At 43.0% G+C, this 17817-nt stretch carries 16 protein-coding genes; all 16 read left to right on the top strand.

Features of this window, described 5'->3' with window-relative positions:
• The first annotated feature begins 20 nt into the window (after positions 1–20).
• The gene (gene folD / locus H580_RS0118425) at positions 21–878 is read left to right on the top strand and encodes a bifunctional methylenetetrahydrofolate dehydrogenase/methenyltetrahydrofolate cyclohydrolase FolD (protein ID WP_028596095.1); all 858 of its coding nucleotides are present in this window, start codon (positions 21–23) and stop codon (positions 876–878) included.
• Positions 879–958: 80 nt separating this feature from the next.
• Positions 959–2341, top strand: a complete 1383-nt coding sequence (xseA, locus tag H580_RS0118420; RefSeq protein ID WP_211224423.1) for an exodeoxyribonuclease VII large subunit — start codon at positions 959–961, stop codon at positions 2339–2341.
• Complete coding sequence (xseB, locus tag H580_RS0118415) at positions 2334–2594, top strand: exodeoxyribonuclease VII small subunit (protein WP_028596093.1); 261 nt, start codon at positions 2334–2336, stop codon at positions 2592–2594. The genes xseA and xseB overlap by 8 nt, the downstream gene beginning before the upstream one ends.
• Positions 2539–3501, top strand: coding sequence for a polyprenyl synthetase family protein (locus H580_RS0118410; protein WP_084509350.1), 963 nt, complete (start codon positions 2539–2541; stop codon positions 3499–3501). Before xseB ends, H580_RS0118410 begins: the two co-directional genes overlap by 56 nt.
• Positions 3502–3851: 350 nt before the next feature.
• Positions 3852–5750: a 1-deoxy-D-xylulose-5-phosphate synthase gene (dxs, locus tag H580_RS0118405; RefSeq protein ID WP_028596091.1), complete on the top strand. Its 1899-nt coding sequence runs from the start codon at positions 3852–3854 to the stop codon at positions 5748–5750.
• A 19-nt stretch (positions 5751–5769) separates the two neighbouring features.
• Positions 5770–6603, top strand: a complete 834-nt coding sequence (locus tag H580_RS0118400) for a TlyA family RNA methyltransferase (protein WP_028596090.1) — start codon at positions 5770–5772, stop codon at positions 6601–6603.
• A 97-nt stretch (positions 6604–6700) separates the two neighbouring features.
• Positions 6701–7168 (top strand): hypothetical protein, encoded by a 468-nt coding sequence (locus H580_RS0118395; protein WP_028596089.1) that lies wholly within the window; start codon positions 6701–6703, stop codon positions 7166–7168.
• Positions 7169–7211: 43 nt separating this feature from the next.
• Complete coding sequence (gene ahrC / locus H580_RS0118390) at positions 7212–7661, top strand: transcriptional regulator AhrC/ArgR (RefSeq protein WP_028596088.1); 450 nt, start codon at positions 7212–7214, stop codon at positions 7659–7661.
• 106 nt (positions 7662–7767) lie between these two features.
• Positions 7768–9489, top strand: a complete 1722-nt coding sequence (gene recN / locus H580_RS0118385) for a DNA repair protein RecN (protein WP_028596087.1) — start codon at positions 7768–7770, stop codon at positions 9487–9489.
• Between the two features lie 118 nt (positions 9490–9607).
• Positions 9608–10948 carry a SpoIVB peptidase gene (spoIVB, locus tag H580_RS0118380; RefSeq protein ID WP_028596086.1) on the top strand — a complete coding sequence of 447 codons (1341 nt, stop codon included), beginning with the start codon at positions 9608–9610 and terminating at the stop codon, positions 10946–10948.
• Positions 10949–11190: 242 nt separating this feature from the next.
• Positions 11191–12006 carry a sporulation transcription factor Spo0A gene (spo0A, locus tag H580_RS0118375; RefSeq protein WP_028596085.1) on the top strand — a complete coding sequence of 272 codons (816 nt, stop codon included), beginning with the start codon at positions 11191–11193 and terminating at the stop codon, positions 12004–12006.
• Positions 12007–12645: 639 nt separating this feature from the next.
• Entirely contained in the window at positions 12646–13890 is a 1245-nt protein-coding gene (locus tag H580_RS0118370) for an MFS transporter (RefSeq protein WP_028596084.1), read from the top strand.
• Positions 13891–14102: 212 nt separating this feature from the next.
• Positions 14103–14234: a hypothetical protein gene (locus tag H580_RS26855; protein ID WP_281167984.1), complete on the top strand. Its 132-nt coding sequence runs from the start codon at positions 14103–14105 to the stop codon at positions 14232–14234.
• Between the two features lie 351 nt (positions 14235–14585).
• On the top strand, positions 14586–15779 hold the full coding sequence (locus H580_RS0118365) for a VanZ family protein (RefSeq protein WP_028596083.1): 1194 nt from the start codon (positions 14586–14588) through the stop codon (positions 15777–15779).
• A gap of 96 nt (positions 15780–15875) precedes the next feature.
• A complete protein-coding gene (locus tag H580_RS0118360) occupies positions 15876–16295 on the top strand; it encodes a hypothetical protein (RefSeq protein ID WP_028596082.1) in 420 nt (139 codons plus the stop codon).
• A gap of 142 nt (positions 16296–16437) precedes the next feature.
• Complete coding sequence (locus H580_RS0118355) at positions 16438–17766, top strand: IS3 family transposase (RefSeq protein ID WP_028593456.1); 1329 nt, start codon at positions 16438–16440, stop codon at positions 17764–17766.
• The last annotated feature ends 51 nt before the right edge of the window (positions 17767–17817 follow it).

Genomic DNA, 17817 nt, shown 5'->3' with positions numbered 1-17817 from the left:
AGGTTGGGGGAGAGAGAGTAATGACAGCATCTTTGATGAACGGTAAGGTAGTAGCGCAAGCTATGCGTGAAGAAATGAAGCAAGAGGTTCAGAAATTGCAATCTGCAGGTGTACAGCCTGGACTAGCGGTTGTAATTGTAGGTGAAGATCCAGCATCACAAGTCTACGTGAACAGCAAACATAAGACCTGTCTAGAGCTGGGTTACTACTCTGAAGTGCATCGTTTGCCTGAAGATACAACACAAGAGCATTTGCTTGAGCTTGTAGGTACGTTGAATGCCCAGTCTAATATTCACGGTATACTCGTTCAGCTGCCGCTTCCGAAGCATATTGAAGAGAAGGCTATCATTGATGCTATTGCCGTAGAAAAAGATGTAGATGGATTCCATCCTGTTAGCGTGGGTAACATGGTTATTGGCGATGAATCTCTCCTTCCTTGTACGCCAGCTGGCGTTATAGAGCTGCTAAAGCGTTATGATGTAGAAATTGCAGGTAAACACGCTGTTGTTATCGGAAGAAGCAACATTGTAGGCAAACCGGTTTCATTGTTGTTGCAACGTGAACATGCAACGGTGACGATGTGTCACTCTCGTACTGCGAACATGAAAGAACTTACGAAGCAAGCGGATATTCTTGTTGTTGCTATCGGCAAAGCAAACTTTGTAGATCGTTCTTTTGTTAAACCAGGAGCAGTAGTTATCGATGTTGGTGTCAATCGATTGGATAATGGCAAGCTAGCTGGTGATGTTCATTTCGATGATGTGTCAGAAATCAGTTCCTTACTTACACCTGTACCTGGTGGAGTAGGACCACTAACGATTACAATGCTGATGCATAATACATTAAAGGCAGCGAAAAGCATCCACAACATTGAATAGTACGAACGATTAAGCGATTTAACGTTATTTATATATAGTTTTTATGTTATAAGGGAATGCCTAATCACGCGTTGTAATGGATGAGAGGAGGTGCAGTCGGCGCTGTGAGTGAAGAACGCATTTTAAGTATTAAAGATTTGAACAAGTATATTCGAATGAAGTTGGATGGAGATTCAACCTTGCAGGATGTATGGATTCGTGGGGAAATATCCAATTTCACTCATCATTCCAGCGGGCATATGTACTTCACTCTGAAGGATAAGGATAGCCGTATCCGCGCCATTATGTTCGCCTCGTATAACCAGAGACTCGCGTTCCGACCTAAGGAAGGCACACGAGTAATTGCGAGAGGGCAAGTGACGGTGTATGAGCGAGATGGGCAGTATCAGTTCTATGCTCAGCAAATGCAGCCTGATGGTATCGGAAGCTTGTATTTAGCTTATGAGCAGTTGAAGCAAAAGCTTAGTGAAGAAGGGCTGTTTGATCACGAGCGTAAGCAGCCACTGCCGAGATTTCCTCGGGCAGTTGGGGTTGTTACGTCAGCAACAGGGGCTGCTGTTCGTGATATTATAACAACGATTCAGCGCAGACAGCCTGGTGTTCCTATCTTGCTGTACCCTGTACTTGTACAAGGGCAGCAAGCCGCACCATCCATCGCTCAAGCGATAGAGGCTTTCAACCGCTACGGTGAGGTTGACCTACTGATCGTTGGTCGTGGCGGTGGTTCGCTCGAAGAGCTGTGGGCTTTTAACGAAGAAGTTGTGGCTCGAGCAATCGCTGTTTCATCGATTCCGATCATATCTGCAGTTGGACATGAGACTGATTTTACCATCGCTGATTTTGTGGCGGACATGCGTGCACCTACACCTACTGCCGCTGCAGAATTAGCCGTTATGCATCAGGATGATCTGCGACAGCATCTGAACCATATGTCACGTCGGCTGGAGCAAGCAGCTGTACGTACAGTTCAAGTTCAGCAGGAACGACTGCTGCGAATTCAGCAATCGCCTGTTATGCGTAAGCCGAAGCAATCTATAGAACAGCATCGGGAGCGGCTAGTTATTCAGCAGGAGCGGCTGCGTCATCGTGGTCAGCTCGTACTGGATAAAGCGAACCAAAGGCTTCAACGTTGGGCAGGCCGTTTACGTGAGCAAAGCCCAAGGCATCAAGCTAAATTTGCTCGTTCCCAACTGGGCGTACAATCCAAAAATTTGCGAAATGCGATGGCTGTCTTGTCGAAGCGACATGCCCAGCAGCTGCACAGCACAATTAGGCAATTGGATGCGTTAAGCCCACTCAAAGTAATGTCACGAGGGTATAGTCTCGTTTATGATGAGCAAGAGAAAAATCTCATTCGGAAAATGGAAGACGTACAGCTTGGTGATATTGTAAAAGTGAATGTAACGGACGGACAGTTGGACTGCCAAGTGTGGTCGATGAAAGGGAGGGACGCTCATGAGTAATATAGAAGAGCAGCATCAAGCATTGAGTTTTGAAGCAGCTATGGAGCGACTTGAGCAAATCGTCAATCAATTGGAAAGCGGAGACGTACCGTTGGAACAAGCGATTGAACTATTTCAAGAAGGCATGCATTTGTCTAAAACCTGCTCTTCCAAGCTAGAGCAAGTGGAACGCCGTATTGAGGTGTTAACCGAGCAGCATGGGGAATGGGACAAACAGCCGTTCCAAGCGGAAGCAGGTGAAGGAAGTGAGTAATCCTAACGGTGAACTCTCTTTTGAACAGTATTTGAAGCGTAACGTTCAGGAAGTTGAACAAGCACTTCCTGGATGTGTTCCTTCAAATTGGAATATCCCTGCACCACTTCATGAATCATTTCTGTATTCATTAATGGCTGGAGGCAAACGTCTAAGACCGATATTGGTACTTGCAGCAGCTGAAAGTGTGGGCGGACAAGCCGAAGTTGCCATGCCAGCAGCATGTGCAATTGAAATGATACATACTTACTCACTTGTACATGATGATTTGCCAGCCATGGACAACGATGATTTCAGACGTGGCAAACCAACGAATCATAAGTTGTATGGCGAAGCAATGGCGATTCTTGCAGGAGATGCGCTGCTGACTCATGCATTCTATACCGTTGTTCAAGCTTCAAGAAAGCATGGAGTGTCTGCTGAAGCCGTGCTTACAGTAGTTGAAGAATTGGCACAGTATGCGGGTCTCCCAGGTATGGTAGGTGGGCAAGCAGCAGATATGCTTGGTGAGCAAGGTGAGACGAATCTGGAGCAGCTTCAATATATCCATGAACACAAAACGGGAGATCTCATTGTTGCCTCATTACGTGCTGGTGGACATATTTCCGGAGCAAGCGCGGAACAAATCGATGCCTTAACAACATTTGGCAGACAAATCGGTTTGGCTTTCCAAATTCAAGATGATGTTCTTGATGTAGAGGGTGAGCAAGCTGTTACAGGTAAGCCGAAAGGTAGCGATGAGAAGAGCGGTAAGGTGACTTTCCCCTATTTCATGGGGATGGATGCTTCTAAGAAGGAAATTGAGAGGTTGACTTGCGAAGCACAGGAAGCGCTCACAGCAGGATCGATTCCATACCCAGAACGTTTATTGCAGCTTGCTGATTACCTAATGAAACGAAACCATTAAGTGCATGATTCGTAATACTCTATGTTATAATCATGTATAAATGTGTGAATACCATTCTAGAAGTTAAGGGATGGTCATGACAATTATGGTCTAATAGTAAACATTCCGTACCATTGAGCGTTGGTATTTCGCCGAACGATATGCTGAATTCCTACATTCATGATTGCAGTGTTGAGCTGGGGGATTAGCAACTGAGCAATCAGCTTGGCGTAAGCAACTCGTCTGATGCGGAATGTTTTTTGATAGATGAGCTGAGTACAGGTTATTATTAGTTATAAATAGATACATGCTAATAATGAGCTACAGTGTCATGTACTATGGTTCTAATCAACGAAAGCGAGGGAAATCCCGTGCTGCTCGAACAAATCAACCAACCGAGTGATCTGAAACAATTAAAGGTCGAACAGTTGCCACAGCTGGCAGCAGATATTCGTCAATTTCTGATCGAGAAGCTATCAGTAACTGGCGGTCATTTAGCTCCCAACTTAGGCGTCGTTGAGCTTACGATCGTGATGCATTACTTATATAACAGTCCGAAAGACAAATTTATTTTTGACGTCGGACATCAAGCTTATGTCCATAAAATATTGACAAATCGTAAAGATCGCTTTGATACGTTGAGAAAACACAAAGGTCTATGCGGTTTTGTAAAACGTGCTGAAAGTGAGCATGACGTATGGGAAGCAGGACATAGCAGTACGTCATTGTCTGCTGCTGCAGGCATGGCGAAAGCTCGCGACTACAAGAAGGAAGACAATCAAGTACTTGCTGTTATTGGTGATGGAGCGTTAACAGGAGGCATGGCGTTTGAAGCCTTGAATCATATTGGTCATGAGAAGACGAAAATGATTGTCGTGCTAAATGACAATGAGATGTCGATTGCACCTAATGTGGGCGCTATGCATCAATATTTGGGCAAAATTCGTTCAGATCGCACGTATGCGAAGCTAAAGGACGAAGTTGAATACTTACTTAAGAAAATTCCTGCGATTGGCGGTAAGTTAGCTAAGACTGCTGAGCGCGTTAAAGATGGTTTGAAATATTTAGTGGTGTCAGGTGTGCTATTTGAGGAGCTTGGCTTTACTTATTTGGGACCTGTAGATGGTCACGATATTCCTAAGCTGATGGAAGTGTTTGAACAAGCCAATAAAATTGACGGACCCGTACTTGTTCATGTCATTACGCGCAAAGGTAAAGGATACTCGCCAGCTGAGGCGGATTCACATAAATGGCATGGTATTACACCGTACAAGATGGAGTCTGGTCAAGTCGTTAAGTCTGTAGGCAATCCCATGTATACAGAAGTTTTCGGTAATGCGCTTATTGAGCTTGCAGAGCAGGATGAACGTATCGTTGCCGTTACACCTGCGATGCCAGGAGGCTCTGGGCTGCTGAAGTTTGCTGATCGCTTCCCTGGGAGAATGGTCGATGTAGGAATTGCCGAGCAGCATGCAGCGACATTCTGTGCTGCGCTTGCTATGGAGGGTATGAAGCCTGTTTATGCGGTATACTCTACATTTTTGCAACGTGCTTATGATCAAGTGCTGCATGATATTTGCCGTCAAGATGCGAACGTTATATTCGCCATTGACCGTGCTGGCTTCGTAGGCCCTGATGGTGAAACTCATCATGGTGTATACGATATCGCGTATTTGCGTCATTTGCCGAATATCGTTCTTATGATGCCTAAAGATGAAAATGAACTTCGTAATATGATGAAGACAGCCGTTGATTATAATGATGGCCCGATTGCAATCCGCTATCCGCGAATAAATGTGCCAGGCGTTGCAGTAGATGATGTTATGAAACCAATTCCACTTGGTACATGGGAGACGGTTCGTGAAGGTGATTCTGCGGTCGTATTGGCGGTTGGTCCAATGATTCAAGTAGCTGAAGAGGCTGCTGAATTATTGAAGCGTGAGGGCTTGAATCTACGTGTCATTAATGCTCGTTTTATTAAGCCAATGGATGAAGAAATGCTGTTAAGTTTAGCTAAAGAACATCTGCCAATGTTTGTGATGGAGGAAGGTACTGTACGCGGTGGACTTGGAAGTGCCGTACTGGAGTTCTACGCGGAACGTCACATTTTTGATCAAACGATCGTGCCAATTGGTGTGCCTGATGCTTTTATAGAGCACGGAAGCATTCAACAGCAGCGTGAAGAGGTAGGCTTGACGGCAGAGCATCTAGCTAGCGAAGTGAAGCGGCTGTTGATCGCGCGTTGCGATAATCGTCTTACACGCGCATAAAAGAATTAGGAGATGAAGCATGTCTACATCGAAAGAGCGCATTGACATTTTGCTCGTTGAGCAAGCCTATTATGAAAGCCGTGAGAAAGCCAAAGCGGCAATTATGGCAGGTCTCGTCATTGCGGACGGAGAACGGATTGAGAAAGCGGGGATGAAAGTTCCGCGTACAGCCGCTATTACGGTCAAAGGAGCACCGCATCCTTACGTAAGTCGCGGGGGCCTTAAGTTGGAGAAGGCGATTAAACAATTCGGCCTGCAGCTTGAAGGTGTTACGATGATGGATATTGGTGCATCTACGGGTGGATTCACAGATTGTGCACTGCAAAATGGGGCTGAACGGGTTTACGCCATTGATGTAGGTTACAATCAATTGGATTGGTCCCTCCGTAATGATGAACGTGTCATCGTCATGGAACGAACGAATTTCCGTTATGTTGAGGCCGAGCATTTGGATGGACCTAGACCTGGTATTGCGACGATTGATGTATCTTTTATTTCGTTAAAGCTGATCTTGCCGCCACTGAAGGCCTTGCTGCAAAGACCGGGTAAAGTCATTGCACTCATTAAACCGCAGTTCGAAGCGGGGAGAGAAAAGGTTGGCAAGTCTGGTGTTGTACGGGATCCTCGTACGCATGAAGAGGTGCTAAGGGAAGTATTGGATTTTGCATGTGAACTTGGGTTTGTGCTCGAAGGTGTGACCTATTCTCCAATTACAGGGGGAGAAGGGAACATTGAGTTCCTTGCTTATTGGACGGTCCCAGACCAAGCAGAACAACTGGAGCAGCCGAACGTTTCACGTGAGCTAATTCATGATTTAGTTAAGGAAGCCAACACGCAATTCCGATCTGTATAATGGACCCGATAACGACTTGAATGAAACTCATCCGACTAGGAACGGTCCTACGGGTGAGTTTCTTTTGCGAGTAAGTCTTTTATAAGGAGGCTTATCAATGCTCGGTGATTCCTTTGTTCTTGTCATTATTATGGTGGGCCTTGTCATATGGGGGCTAGTTGCGCTGTATCGGTATTGGAATCGAGAAGAGCCGATGGAGCAGTTGTATATTAGCGAGCATATGGTGCACGATGAAGAAGTGGAGACATTGCTGGAAAAGGAAGGATATGACGTCATAGGCGGCAAATTCTACGTTCCACTCTATATCCAAATGGACAATCAGGAAGAGCAGATGAGTCGGATATGGGTTGACTTGCTCGTTACGAAGCACAACAATTGGTATGTAGTACGGTTAGTACGTGAACGGATGCAGTTGGATTGGACGACAAATGGCATTCGCAAGCTATGGCTAAGTTACAAAATCGCGTTTCCCGATTGTGATGGGCTGTTAATTGTGAATCAAGCTGAACGTTCGATTAAGCTTATTCGAATGCATGTAGGAGAACCGACTGCATCTGGCGAATAAACATACATCAAGATGTTTGAATACAAGGTGGAGGGTCTTTTTTATGAAAGGTCAACGACATATTAAAATTAGAGAAATTGTGATGAATAATGATATTGAAACACAGGACGAGCTTGTAGATTCGTTGCGCAAAGCAGGCTTTCAAGTTACACAAGCTACTGTGTCTCGTGATATGAAGGAACTGCATCTCATTAAAGTTCCGATGGACAACGGACGCTACAAATATTCACTACCGATCGATCAACGTTTTAATCCAGCTCAGAAGCTGAAACGAGCGTTGTTGGATAATTTCGTTAGCATTGATTACGCTGAAAATCTGGTAGTCATGAAATGTCTTCCAGGCACGTCTAATGCTATTGCTGTATTGATGGACTCCATTGAATGGCCGGATATTTTAGGAACGGTATGTGGAGATGATACGATTCTTATTGTTGCTCGTTCTAAAGACAGCAGCAAAAAAGTAATTGATCAAGTGATGAGCTACATTTCATAATCATTGCACAGGAGCTTGAGCTTATATATTTTTGGTCTGGCAATTATTTTGAAAGGCAGATCTTAATTTAAGCTTATGGCTTGTTAGGTTCAGGAGGAGATGTTGGATGTTAGTTGCTATGTCTATTCGCAATTTGGCAGTAATTGAGCATGTACAGCTGCAATTCCATCAAGGATTTCATGTGCTGACAGGGGAAACAGGTGCAGGTAAATCAATCATTATTGATGCACTTGGTCTTATAGCTGGAGGCAGAGGTTCTGCTGATTTCGTACGATATGGCTGTGAGCGTGCCGAGGTTGAAGCTTCCTTTGATCTTCCTTCTGATCACCCAACTTGGGGGATAATTGAGAAACTTGGCATTCACGCTTCACGAGAAGAAATGTTGATCATTCGTCGCGAGCTGACAGCTCAAGGCAAGAGCAATGGTCGAATTAATGGGCAAATGGTCAACTTGAGTATGCTTCGTGAAGTGGGCGATCAGTTGATTAACATACATGGACAGCATGAGCATCAATCTTTGCTCAAAGTTGAGAAGCATATCGAGTGGCTGGATGCCTTTGGCGGTGAGCCGCTAGCTCAAATTAAAGCACGTTATCGCGAACAATATCGTGCTTATAAAGCTTTGCACCGAGAAGCTGAGCAATTGCGTCAAACAAGCCAAGAAACGTTTCGTATGCTCGATTTATATCGTTTCCAAATCGAAGAGCTATCAGAAGCGAAGTTAAAACTAGGTGAAGATGAAACATTAGCGGATGAAAAGGGCAAACTAGCCAATGCAGAGAAGCTCATGGATAGTGTAAATCGTTCTTATGAGCATTTATACGGTCAAGGTGCGATGGATGCTGTTACATTGGCAGTGGACAAGCTGGAACAGATCGTTCATGTCGATCCAGAAAAGTTCCAACCCATTGTAGAACATTTGCAAAATGCTTTTTACCTCTTAGAAGATGCTTCTTTCCAGCTTCGTGACTACCGTGAACAGATTGAGTTTAATCCAGCACGCTTGGAGCAAATTGAAGAGAGGCTTGATCTGTTAACTTCTTTGAAACGCAAATATGGTTCAACCGTTGAAGATATGATGCAGTACTTAGAGAAGATTACAAATGAAGCAGATAAGCTGGAAAACAAAGATGAGCGCTTAGAGAAGCTGGATGCTGAATTAGCCAAGCAGCTTGTGCTTGTTGTAAAGGAAGCGAAGCTATTGAGTGAGCAGAGGCGTATCCTTGCTGATCAGCTTACAAAGCGCATTGAGGCAGAGCTTAAACATTTACATATGGAGCGTACTCGCATGGGAGTACGTATGGAAAGGCTGCAGGATAATAACGGACCAGAAGTAGACGGAATTGGCACTAGGTTGACCCAGCATGGCTGGGACGATGTAGAGTTTCTTATTACACCAAATCCAGGTGAGCCGCTTAGACCATTGCATAAGATTGCGTCTGGCGGTGAGCTGTCACGTATTATGCTTGCTCTGAAGGCAATTTTCTCAGAATTGGATCGCATTCCCGTTCTTATCTTTGATGAGGTGGATACAGGTGTTAGCGGGCGCGCAGCACAAGCAATTGCCGAGAAATTGGTCGAGGTAGCTGCCAACGGGCAGGTGTTTGCGATTACTCATTTGCCACAAGTCGCTTGTATGGCCGATCATCAATATTATATTGAGAAGCAAGTTGAGAATGAACGCACAGCTACAAAGGTCACTGCTCTAAATGAAGATGGTCGGATACAGGAATTGGCACGTATGCTTGGCGGTGTTGAAGTTACTGAGAAAACGATACATCATGCACAAGAAATGCTTAAATTGGCTGAACGACAAAAAGGTGCTTAAATCAAGGTAAGGAATCATTTTCACTCATAAAAGGTAAGGGTCAGGGTTAACTTAATGTTACTGATTAGGGGCTGCCATCAACGGTATGCTTCGAATTGCTACAAAGGAGTGTGACCCCTTGACCCCTTACGTTAAACGGCTAATAGGTCTTATGCTTGTCATCATTATTTGTGCTGGCAGTAATACCCCTTCGTTTCGTGCTTATGTAGCATGGCCACAGCAATTGAGGTTATTCGAAGGTCAGCAGAAACAGTTAAACTTGTCCATGCCTGTTATGGCTAAGGCTACGATTGACCATCCAGAAATCTTACAAGTAAATGGCAACAAGCAAGCGGTAGTGAATGTTTCCCTGAATCAACCGTTAGCATTGCAGCCTAAGCAAGTTGGACAGGCTGAACTTAAGCTTAAGTTGTTTAATCGTATTCCTCTTCGAAGCCTAAAGGTAAATGTCGTACCTGATCTTCGTGTTATTCCTGGAGGCCAGACGATTGGTGTTAAGGTTAAATCCAACGGAATTTTAGTTGTCGGTCATCATCTTGTTCAAGTGGAAGACAATCGTAAGGTATCTCCTGGTGAAGAAGCAGGCGTAAAATTGGGTGATCTTATTGTACGCATCAACGAAGAACGTATCCAAGATTTATCTCAAGTTGGCCTGCTTGTGAAGGCGGCAGGAGAAGCGAAGAGACCATTAAAGTTGGAAGTTCGACGCAATGGTCAATTGGTGAACACAGAACTGCGCCCTGCCTATGATGCAGAAGATAAAACATGGCGGTTAGGCTTATATATTCGTGATTCAGCGGCAGGAGTAGGTACATTAACGTTTTATGCCCCTGATCAAGGTGTCTATGGTGCTCTGGGACATGTCATAACAGATCTCGATACACAAACACCTATTGAGGTAGGTCGTGGTGAAATTTTGCAATCGAATGTGACGTCGATATCCAAAAGTCAAAATGGAGAACCTGGCGAGAAACGCGCTCATTTCTTGAAAGAAGGACGCGTGCTTGGAAATGTAGAGCGAAATACTCCCTTCGGTATTTTTGGGAAGATGAAGAGCAACCCAGATCACAGTTTGTTCAAAAAGGGTATTCCAATTGCTTTTAATGAAGAGGTTCGTGAAGGTCCAGCTGAAATGCTTACTGTTGTGAATGGTCAGCAGGTGGAACGATTCAAGATTGAAATTGTTCATGTTACTAGACAGTCTGCTCCTGCAACGAAAGGTATGGTTATTAAAATAACCGATCCACGTCTTTTGCAAAAGACAGGTGGAATCGTTCAAGGGATGTCAGGCAGTCCAATTATCCAAAATAATAAACTCATCGGTGCAGTAACACATGTATTCGTCAACAATCCTAGCTCTGGGTATGGTTGCTTTATTGAGTGGATGCTTCAGGATGCAGGTGTTGTATTATCACAATCGCAATGGAAGACCACGAAAAAGGTTCACGCTGCAGCGTGAATCTTTTTAACCGTTTGTCGAATGTTAGGAACTCGGCGTGAATGAGCGTGAACGTTGTAGAAATATAAACAAATTTATTATTATAAATGATTTTGTTAAAAAAAGAAAGAAAAAAACTTATTCGACAGAAGGAATTCTTGTGGCCTTGTCGAATAAGTATAACTTGTAAGCGAGATGTTCACGTCACAATTGAAGATATGCTGACGAGACGCTGCAAAACGGGTTAAGGGAGGATCATTAAGTTGCAAAAAATTGAAGTTTTATTGGCAGATGACAATCGGGAGTTCACGAATTTATTGGCGGATTTCTTATCTGAGCAGGATGACATGACCGTAAGTGGTGTAGCCTACAACGGTGAAGAGGTGCTTCAATTTTTGGAGCAAACGAGAACAGTGCCGGATGTACTCATTCTCGATATTATTATGCCTCATCTTGACGGCCTTGGCGTATTGGAGCGCCTTAGAGAACTACAATTGTCGCCACAGCCTAAAATCATCATGCTGACTGCTTTCGGTCAAGAGAGCATTACACAGCGTGCTGTACAACTTGGTGCTTCTTACTATATTTTGAAACCGTTTGACATGGATGTGCTAGCGAATCGTATTCGTCAACTAGCTGGCTCTGCAGCAGCACCTTCGATGACGGGTTCATCTTCTTATGTAAGTAGTGTGATGAAGTCCAATGTTGTACCTTTGGCAAAGACGAAGAATCTTGATGCTAACATTACGACTATTATCCATGAGATCGGCGTACCAGCGCATATTAAAGGTTATCAGTATTTGCGCGAAGCGATCACAATGGTGTATAACAATATCGAAATTCTTGGTTCTATTACGAAAACGCTTTATCCAGCAATCGCTGAAAAATACAAAACAACGCCATCTCGCGTCGAGCGTGCAATTCGTCATGCGATCGAAGTTGCTTGGACACGCGGGAACATCGACAGCATTAGTCGTTTGTTCGGCTATACGATCAACATCAGTAAGTCGAAACCTACCAATAGCGAATTCATCGCGATGGTTGCAGATAAGCTTAGAATCGAGCATAAGGTATCATAAAATGACGTACTGGAGCGGATTGAAGGTTGCTACGAGTGCTTTACATACCAACGATGAAAGCCAACCAATTCGTCATATAGCTTTAATATCTATCTCCACCTGACCCGATAAATCCTAGAGATTTATCGGGTTTTTGGTTGTTATAATAGTACTAATTTATAAGTGCTTTGCCATATAAAGCGACTTCCGTGTTCATGTTAATCATTCTTACTTCAATCAGTATTTGCAAATACTACAAGCAACAGGCTATTTATAGCTTATGGGGGGAGAAAATGAATAAAGTACTATTAGTGATTTTTGTAGCTTTACTGGCTATGACTATAGGGTGCCAAAATGAAACAAAAAATATTTAACTCCGTATTATACGATCGAAGAAAAATACATATAGCATACTAGCTTTATAAGAAAGCAAAAATTTTATTGAAGAAACTCAATATCTAAATCAACTTGTTGAGAAATATAAGACATCAATAGTGAAAACTGGAGTTATTGGGAAGGTAAGAACTTCAATAGGGAGAAATTCGGTTTTTTTAGTTCTAATTTCCTCAGTGGTTATTGTAGTTTCGTTATCTTGCGGTTACATTCCAAAATGCGTACAACAACTGGCTTCCAGCGTTATACTCAAGCTGGAGGTGCATGATGAAAAACATAGAGCATGCTAATTTTTATAAGCTTTGGTTAGGACAGTCTATAAGTTTGTTAGGTATCCAGTTTACAGTAGTAGCGCTGCCTCTTTTTGCAATAGAGGTGCTGAAAACAAGTGAAGCGAATGCGGCTATGCTTCGAGGAATTGTATTTTTACCTTATCTAATATTCGGATTAGTTGCTGGAGCTCTGATTGACATTCTTTCTAGAAAAAAGGTTTTGCTCATTTGTAGTATTTTTCAGGGTGTATTATTTTTATCGGTATTTATATTGGCTGCAACGAATGAAATAACGTTCCCATTATTGGTGTTTCTCATGTTTGTGAATGGAATATTGACCACGTTTTACAACATTGCCGTTCCTTCTTTTTTACCGGAAATAGTAACAGATAAAAACAATTTAAAAAAAGGAAATGCGCAGCTAGCCCTTTCGGAGTCACTTGCTGTTGTGATTGGTCCTATGCTAGCAGGTATCGTGATTACGCTAGTGGGTTCAACAGGCTCATTCTCGGTTAACGCAGCGACGTATTTTGTTTGTTTTGTGTGCCTATTATTTATTTCAAGATTTAAACCGCATACAGTAGGTTCTTTAAAAAATGCAAATATAAAATCCGTTTATAAAAACATATTTGAAGGTTTGATATATTTTAAAAAACATCCTGTATTGGAACCGATTGTAAGCTGCGGCGCTGTTTACGGTTTTTTTAAATACATACTATATAGCATTTTAGTCATATTTCTTTATAAGGTAATGGGTCTATCTGAACTTGAAATAGGCTTTGTTGTAGGTTCAGCTTCGGTCGGATTTTTAATAGGTAACACGATATTTTTAAAGAAAAGTAAACACATGAATCATACTAAAATGCTTGTTTATAGCGCGGCTGTGTCCGTAAGTGGTCTATGTTTAATACCTGTAATGGGATATTTGGGAACTGTGTACGGCATAGTGGCTGTAAGTATCATACATGGTATGGGAGAAGGTGTATTTGGCCCTTACGCTGCAACGATACGACAACTTGTCTCTCCAAGTCACATGCTAGGCAGAGTAAATGCTGTACAGCGTACGCTGAATTGGGGAGCTTGGGCATTGGGGAGTTTTGCTAGTGGATTTTTAGTTTCCATATTTGGACTTCAAACGACGTTATTTATCGGAGGCTTCGGCACAACATTGTGCTTAATAGCGTTGGTAAGGCGAGGGATATTAAAAGGAACGAACATTGAATATACGAGTCTAAACTGATTGTAAATATGTGAAGCTATAACTCAAACCACTATAATCGAACTCATCCGAGATTAGCCTAATGTTCTCCCTCTTCGTCTTATTTAGTTAAGAAGGAGGGAGATCATGATGTCACATGTAAAAGGCTTGTAGCAGTAATAAGCGGGTGGTAAGTTAGTAATAGATGGACTCCGTGGCTATACAGCACTTTTAGGCAAAGGGGTGTTTGTTCTATGAAAAAATGGATTACAGTACCCGTATCAAGTATGATACTAGCATCTACTTTATTGTTCGGAGTGGCAGGCGCGTCATCTGCTCCCACAGCTGGTTGGCCTTCTCCCTCACCGGTTTATACGGTACAATAATGAAGTGAATTATTGAATTCTTTATTTTGTAAAATAAGGTCAATTTCATACGATATCCGTAAAACACCCTTACTGTTTCGATGTGTATACATTGTCGGTTAAGGGTTGTTTCGCGTTCAATCAAGGATTGAGTTTGAGTGAAAATGTCTAATTTAAATTTCAAATTTTATCTATTTCAGTTGCAAATTATGATACGATTCCGTTACAATATATTTCACTTGATCTTCGAATACTAGAGTCGCTGTAGTCGCTGTTATCTGAACATTTGCTAGTCGAATACATAGGATGATCAACTAGAAATACATCTCGAAGGTACGAAATACATCTTAGAGAAGGAAGGTACTGTTTTGAATGCAAGCTTATATTAAACCTCTTATGGATGCGGCGCTATTTTTTCCATTCATAGCGCTAGCGTTAACTCTACCATTTCTTGTCGTACAGTATCGTAGATATGGATATGTCAACAAACTTCGTGCTGCTGTCCTTTATTCAATGCTGCTGTATATGATATCTGCTTATTTTTTAGTCATTTTACCTTTACCGAGCAGTACGGATAATTGTATCCGAGAAGGCGCGTTTTGGACGTATTCACAATTGGTTCCATTCACATTTGCATCTGAGATTTTGAATCAAACACAAGTGAACTTCTCGCAGCCAAGTACGTATATGTTGTTAGTAAAAGAAAAAGCGTTTCTCCAAGCTATATTTAATGTTTTTTTAACGATTCCTCTTGGTGTGTACGCAAGATATTATTTCAGACGAACGGCATTTCAGACAGGATGCATCGCATTTGGTGTTGCGTGTCTCTTTGAGATAACACAGATAACGGGATTGTTCGGTATTTTTGATTGTCCGTATCGTTTATTCGATGTTGATGATTTCTTCTTGAATACGACTGGTGGATTACTCGGTTATTTCCTTACACCGCTCCTGACATTTTTCTTACCTCGTTCTGAGAAGTTAGATGAAGATGTTGAACTGTCACAAATGACGGTTGGTTATGTACGCCGCTTAGTTGCTTTTCTCATCGATACGGTTGTTTATACGATTGTTACAGGGATTTTCACATTCGGGATAGGGCTCTTCCTACATCGAAGTCTAATAAATCAGGGTATGGATACGGTATTGGCTTGGATTTTATATGCCTTGACAAGCATCGTAGGTGTACTTATTTACTTTGTAATTGTTCCTACAATGACAAATGGGCGGACGATAGGGAAAATGGTAACTCGCATTCACATAGTTGATGATAGACTGCAAGCTGAACAACAGGGGCGAACGATAACAGCGAAAGCGCTGTTCCATCGATACAGTCTCTTGTATACCATTATTATCGGGTATAATTACGTATTTGGATTCATATTCAGCTTTACAGATTTACCACCGATCATTTTGATGAGCGCTCTTTTCTTATATTTTGGTATTGGCGGATTGCTAGTTCTTCATCTCATCGTGAATTTCTTTACGCGAGATAAGCGATTGTTCTATGAAAAGTGGAGCCATACACGGAATGTCATCACGGAACGCAAAGATTCTACAAGCTAAGGAACTGTCTTTCACCATTTAGGCATCAGCGTACTATACTGTATGAAGTATTGTTGTCAGCTCTGTTGCCTAGACGGACGAGAAAGGCGGCTTCCTATGAATAGGCGTGATAAACATAACCCATATCGGAGAAGTCGTCGGGATCAGCGTAGTGGTCGTAGGCGGAAAGAGGCTTACCTGCACAACAACGAGGGAGAAGGAAAGGGCCCTCCGCCATTTGGACCAGGTGGTAAGGGATGTCCGAAAAAGCCCCCGCCGATTCCTCCGATTACACTGCAGAAGGCAGTTCTTCTGGCCGCTGTGTTAAAGGATTGGCTGATTGTCGAGACTGTTATTATAAATCGAAATAAAACCGTTCAAGTTATTTTAGCAGGCGATTTTGGCAAATTTGGCATTCGTCCAGAATTTTTGAATGAAGATAATGTCGGTTTATTCGAAGCGTTGGAGGATACGGGGATATTCCCGGTGCTTGGCGAAGGACCTGAAGGGGCTGTACCTCCAGAAGCTGGGGGATAGCATGTGGCATGTGTTCATAAATTGAAACAAAAAAGAAGGAAGTCCGCGGTAAACTGGTACCCATAGACTGGACACTTTGAAAAAAAGGTGTTTGGGCTATGGGTACTTTTTCGTATACTGGAAGAGTAACGGGGGGGATGACATGAGCAAGAAATATTTTAATGAGGGACAACGCGAAGTTTTATCAAACAACAGATATATCGCTAGAGTTAGTGAAAAATCCATTGCCTACACAGATGAATTTAAACGGCTCTTCATTGAACAATACATGCTCGGGAAAACGCCTAGGGAGATCTTTGAGGCGAGTGGATTCGATGTCAGCACCCTAGGAATGACTCGTGTCGAACAATGCGCAGATCGCTGGAAGAAGGCTTATGAAAGGGATGGGATTATCGGGCTCACCGACTCAAGGAAAGGTTCCTCGGGTCGTCCGTTACAGAGGGAACTGACTGCTGCCGAAGTGATTGCCAAACAAGAGGCAAAAATCAAGCTTCTCGAATCACAGCTTGAACTGTTAAAAAAGTTCGACAAGAACGAAAGGAGGCTAGTACTAGAGAAAAGCAATCTAAGCATAAGTCATAAATTCGAACTGATCCATGAAGCCGTAAAGCAAGGATTGGGACGAATGACTCGGTATTTCTGCGAGCTGCTAGAGGTCTCTCGCTCCGGATACTATCGTTATCTTCAGGCTGCGGATACACGCCTGCAACGAGCTAGAGAAGACGAGGAGGCCGGTACCTGGATCAAAAAGGCCTTTGCTCGTCGAGGCTTCAAGAAGGGTTCACGCTCCATTAAAATGATCCTGGAACACGAGTTTGGTATTGTGTACAACCTGAAGCGAATCCGCAAATTGATGAAGAAATTTGGATTAGTCTGCCCTCACCGAAAGCCAAACCCATATAAACGAATAGCTAAGGCAACGCTTGAACACCGGACGCTACCTAACCTTTTACAGCGAGATTTCAGGAAAGAAATCCCGGGCCTTGCGCTTCTAACGGACATCACTTATCTGCCTTACGGTCGGTCGGAGATGGCCTATTTGTCAACCATATTGGATGCTTCTACAGGCGAGGCCCTGGCACATCATCTATCTGACCGAATTACACTTGACTTAGCTACTGATACCATAGAGAAGTTCATGCAACAAAAACGAATCAAACTGCCTAAAGGCGCCTTTATCCACTCCGATCAGGGCAGCCACTATACAAGCCCCACCTTCCAAAAGCTTCTAAAGAAGCACAAGTTGGGGCAATCCATGTCTAGACGAGGAAACTGCTGGGATAATGCCCCTCAGGAATCCTTCTTTGGTCATCTTAAGGATCATGTCGACCACAGAGCCTGCCTGACCTTTGAAAGTCTTAAGCAAGATGTAGATCGGTACATTCGCTATTACAACAACCACAGATATCAATGGGGACGAAAAAAGATGACTCCTGTACAGTACAGAAATCATCTTTTGTCCGCAGTTTAAAACCCATAAGCTCTTTCTTTTGAATGTGTCCTTGACAAAGGGTCCAGATCA

The sequence above is a fragment of the Paenibacillus assamensis DSM 18201 genome (assembly GCF_000422445.1).
Lineage (GTDB): Bacteria > Bacillota > Bacilli > Paenibacillales > Paenibacillaceae > Paenibacillus_B > Paenibacillus_B assamensis.
Note: the sequence above shows the minus strand (reverse complement) of the source record. Positions and strands in the feature narration are given on the sequence as shown.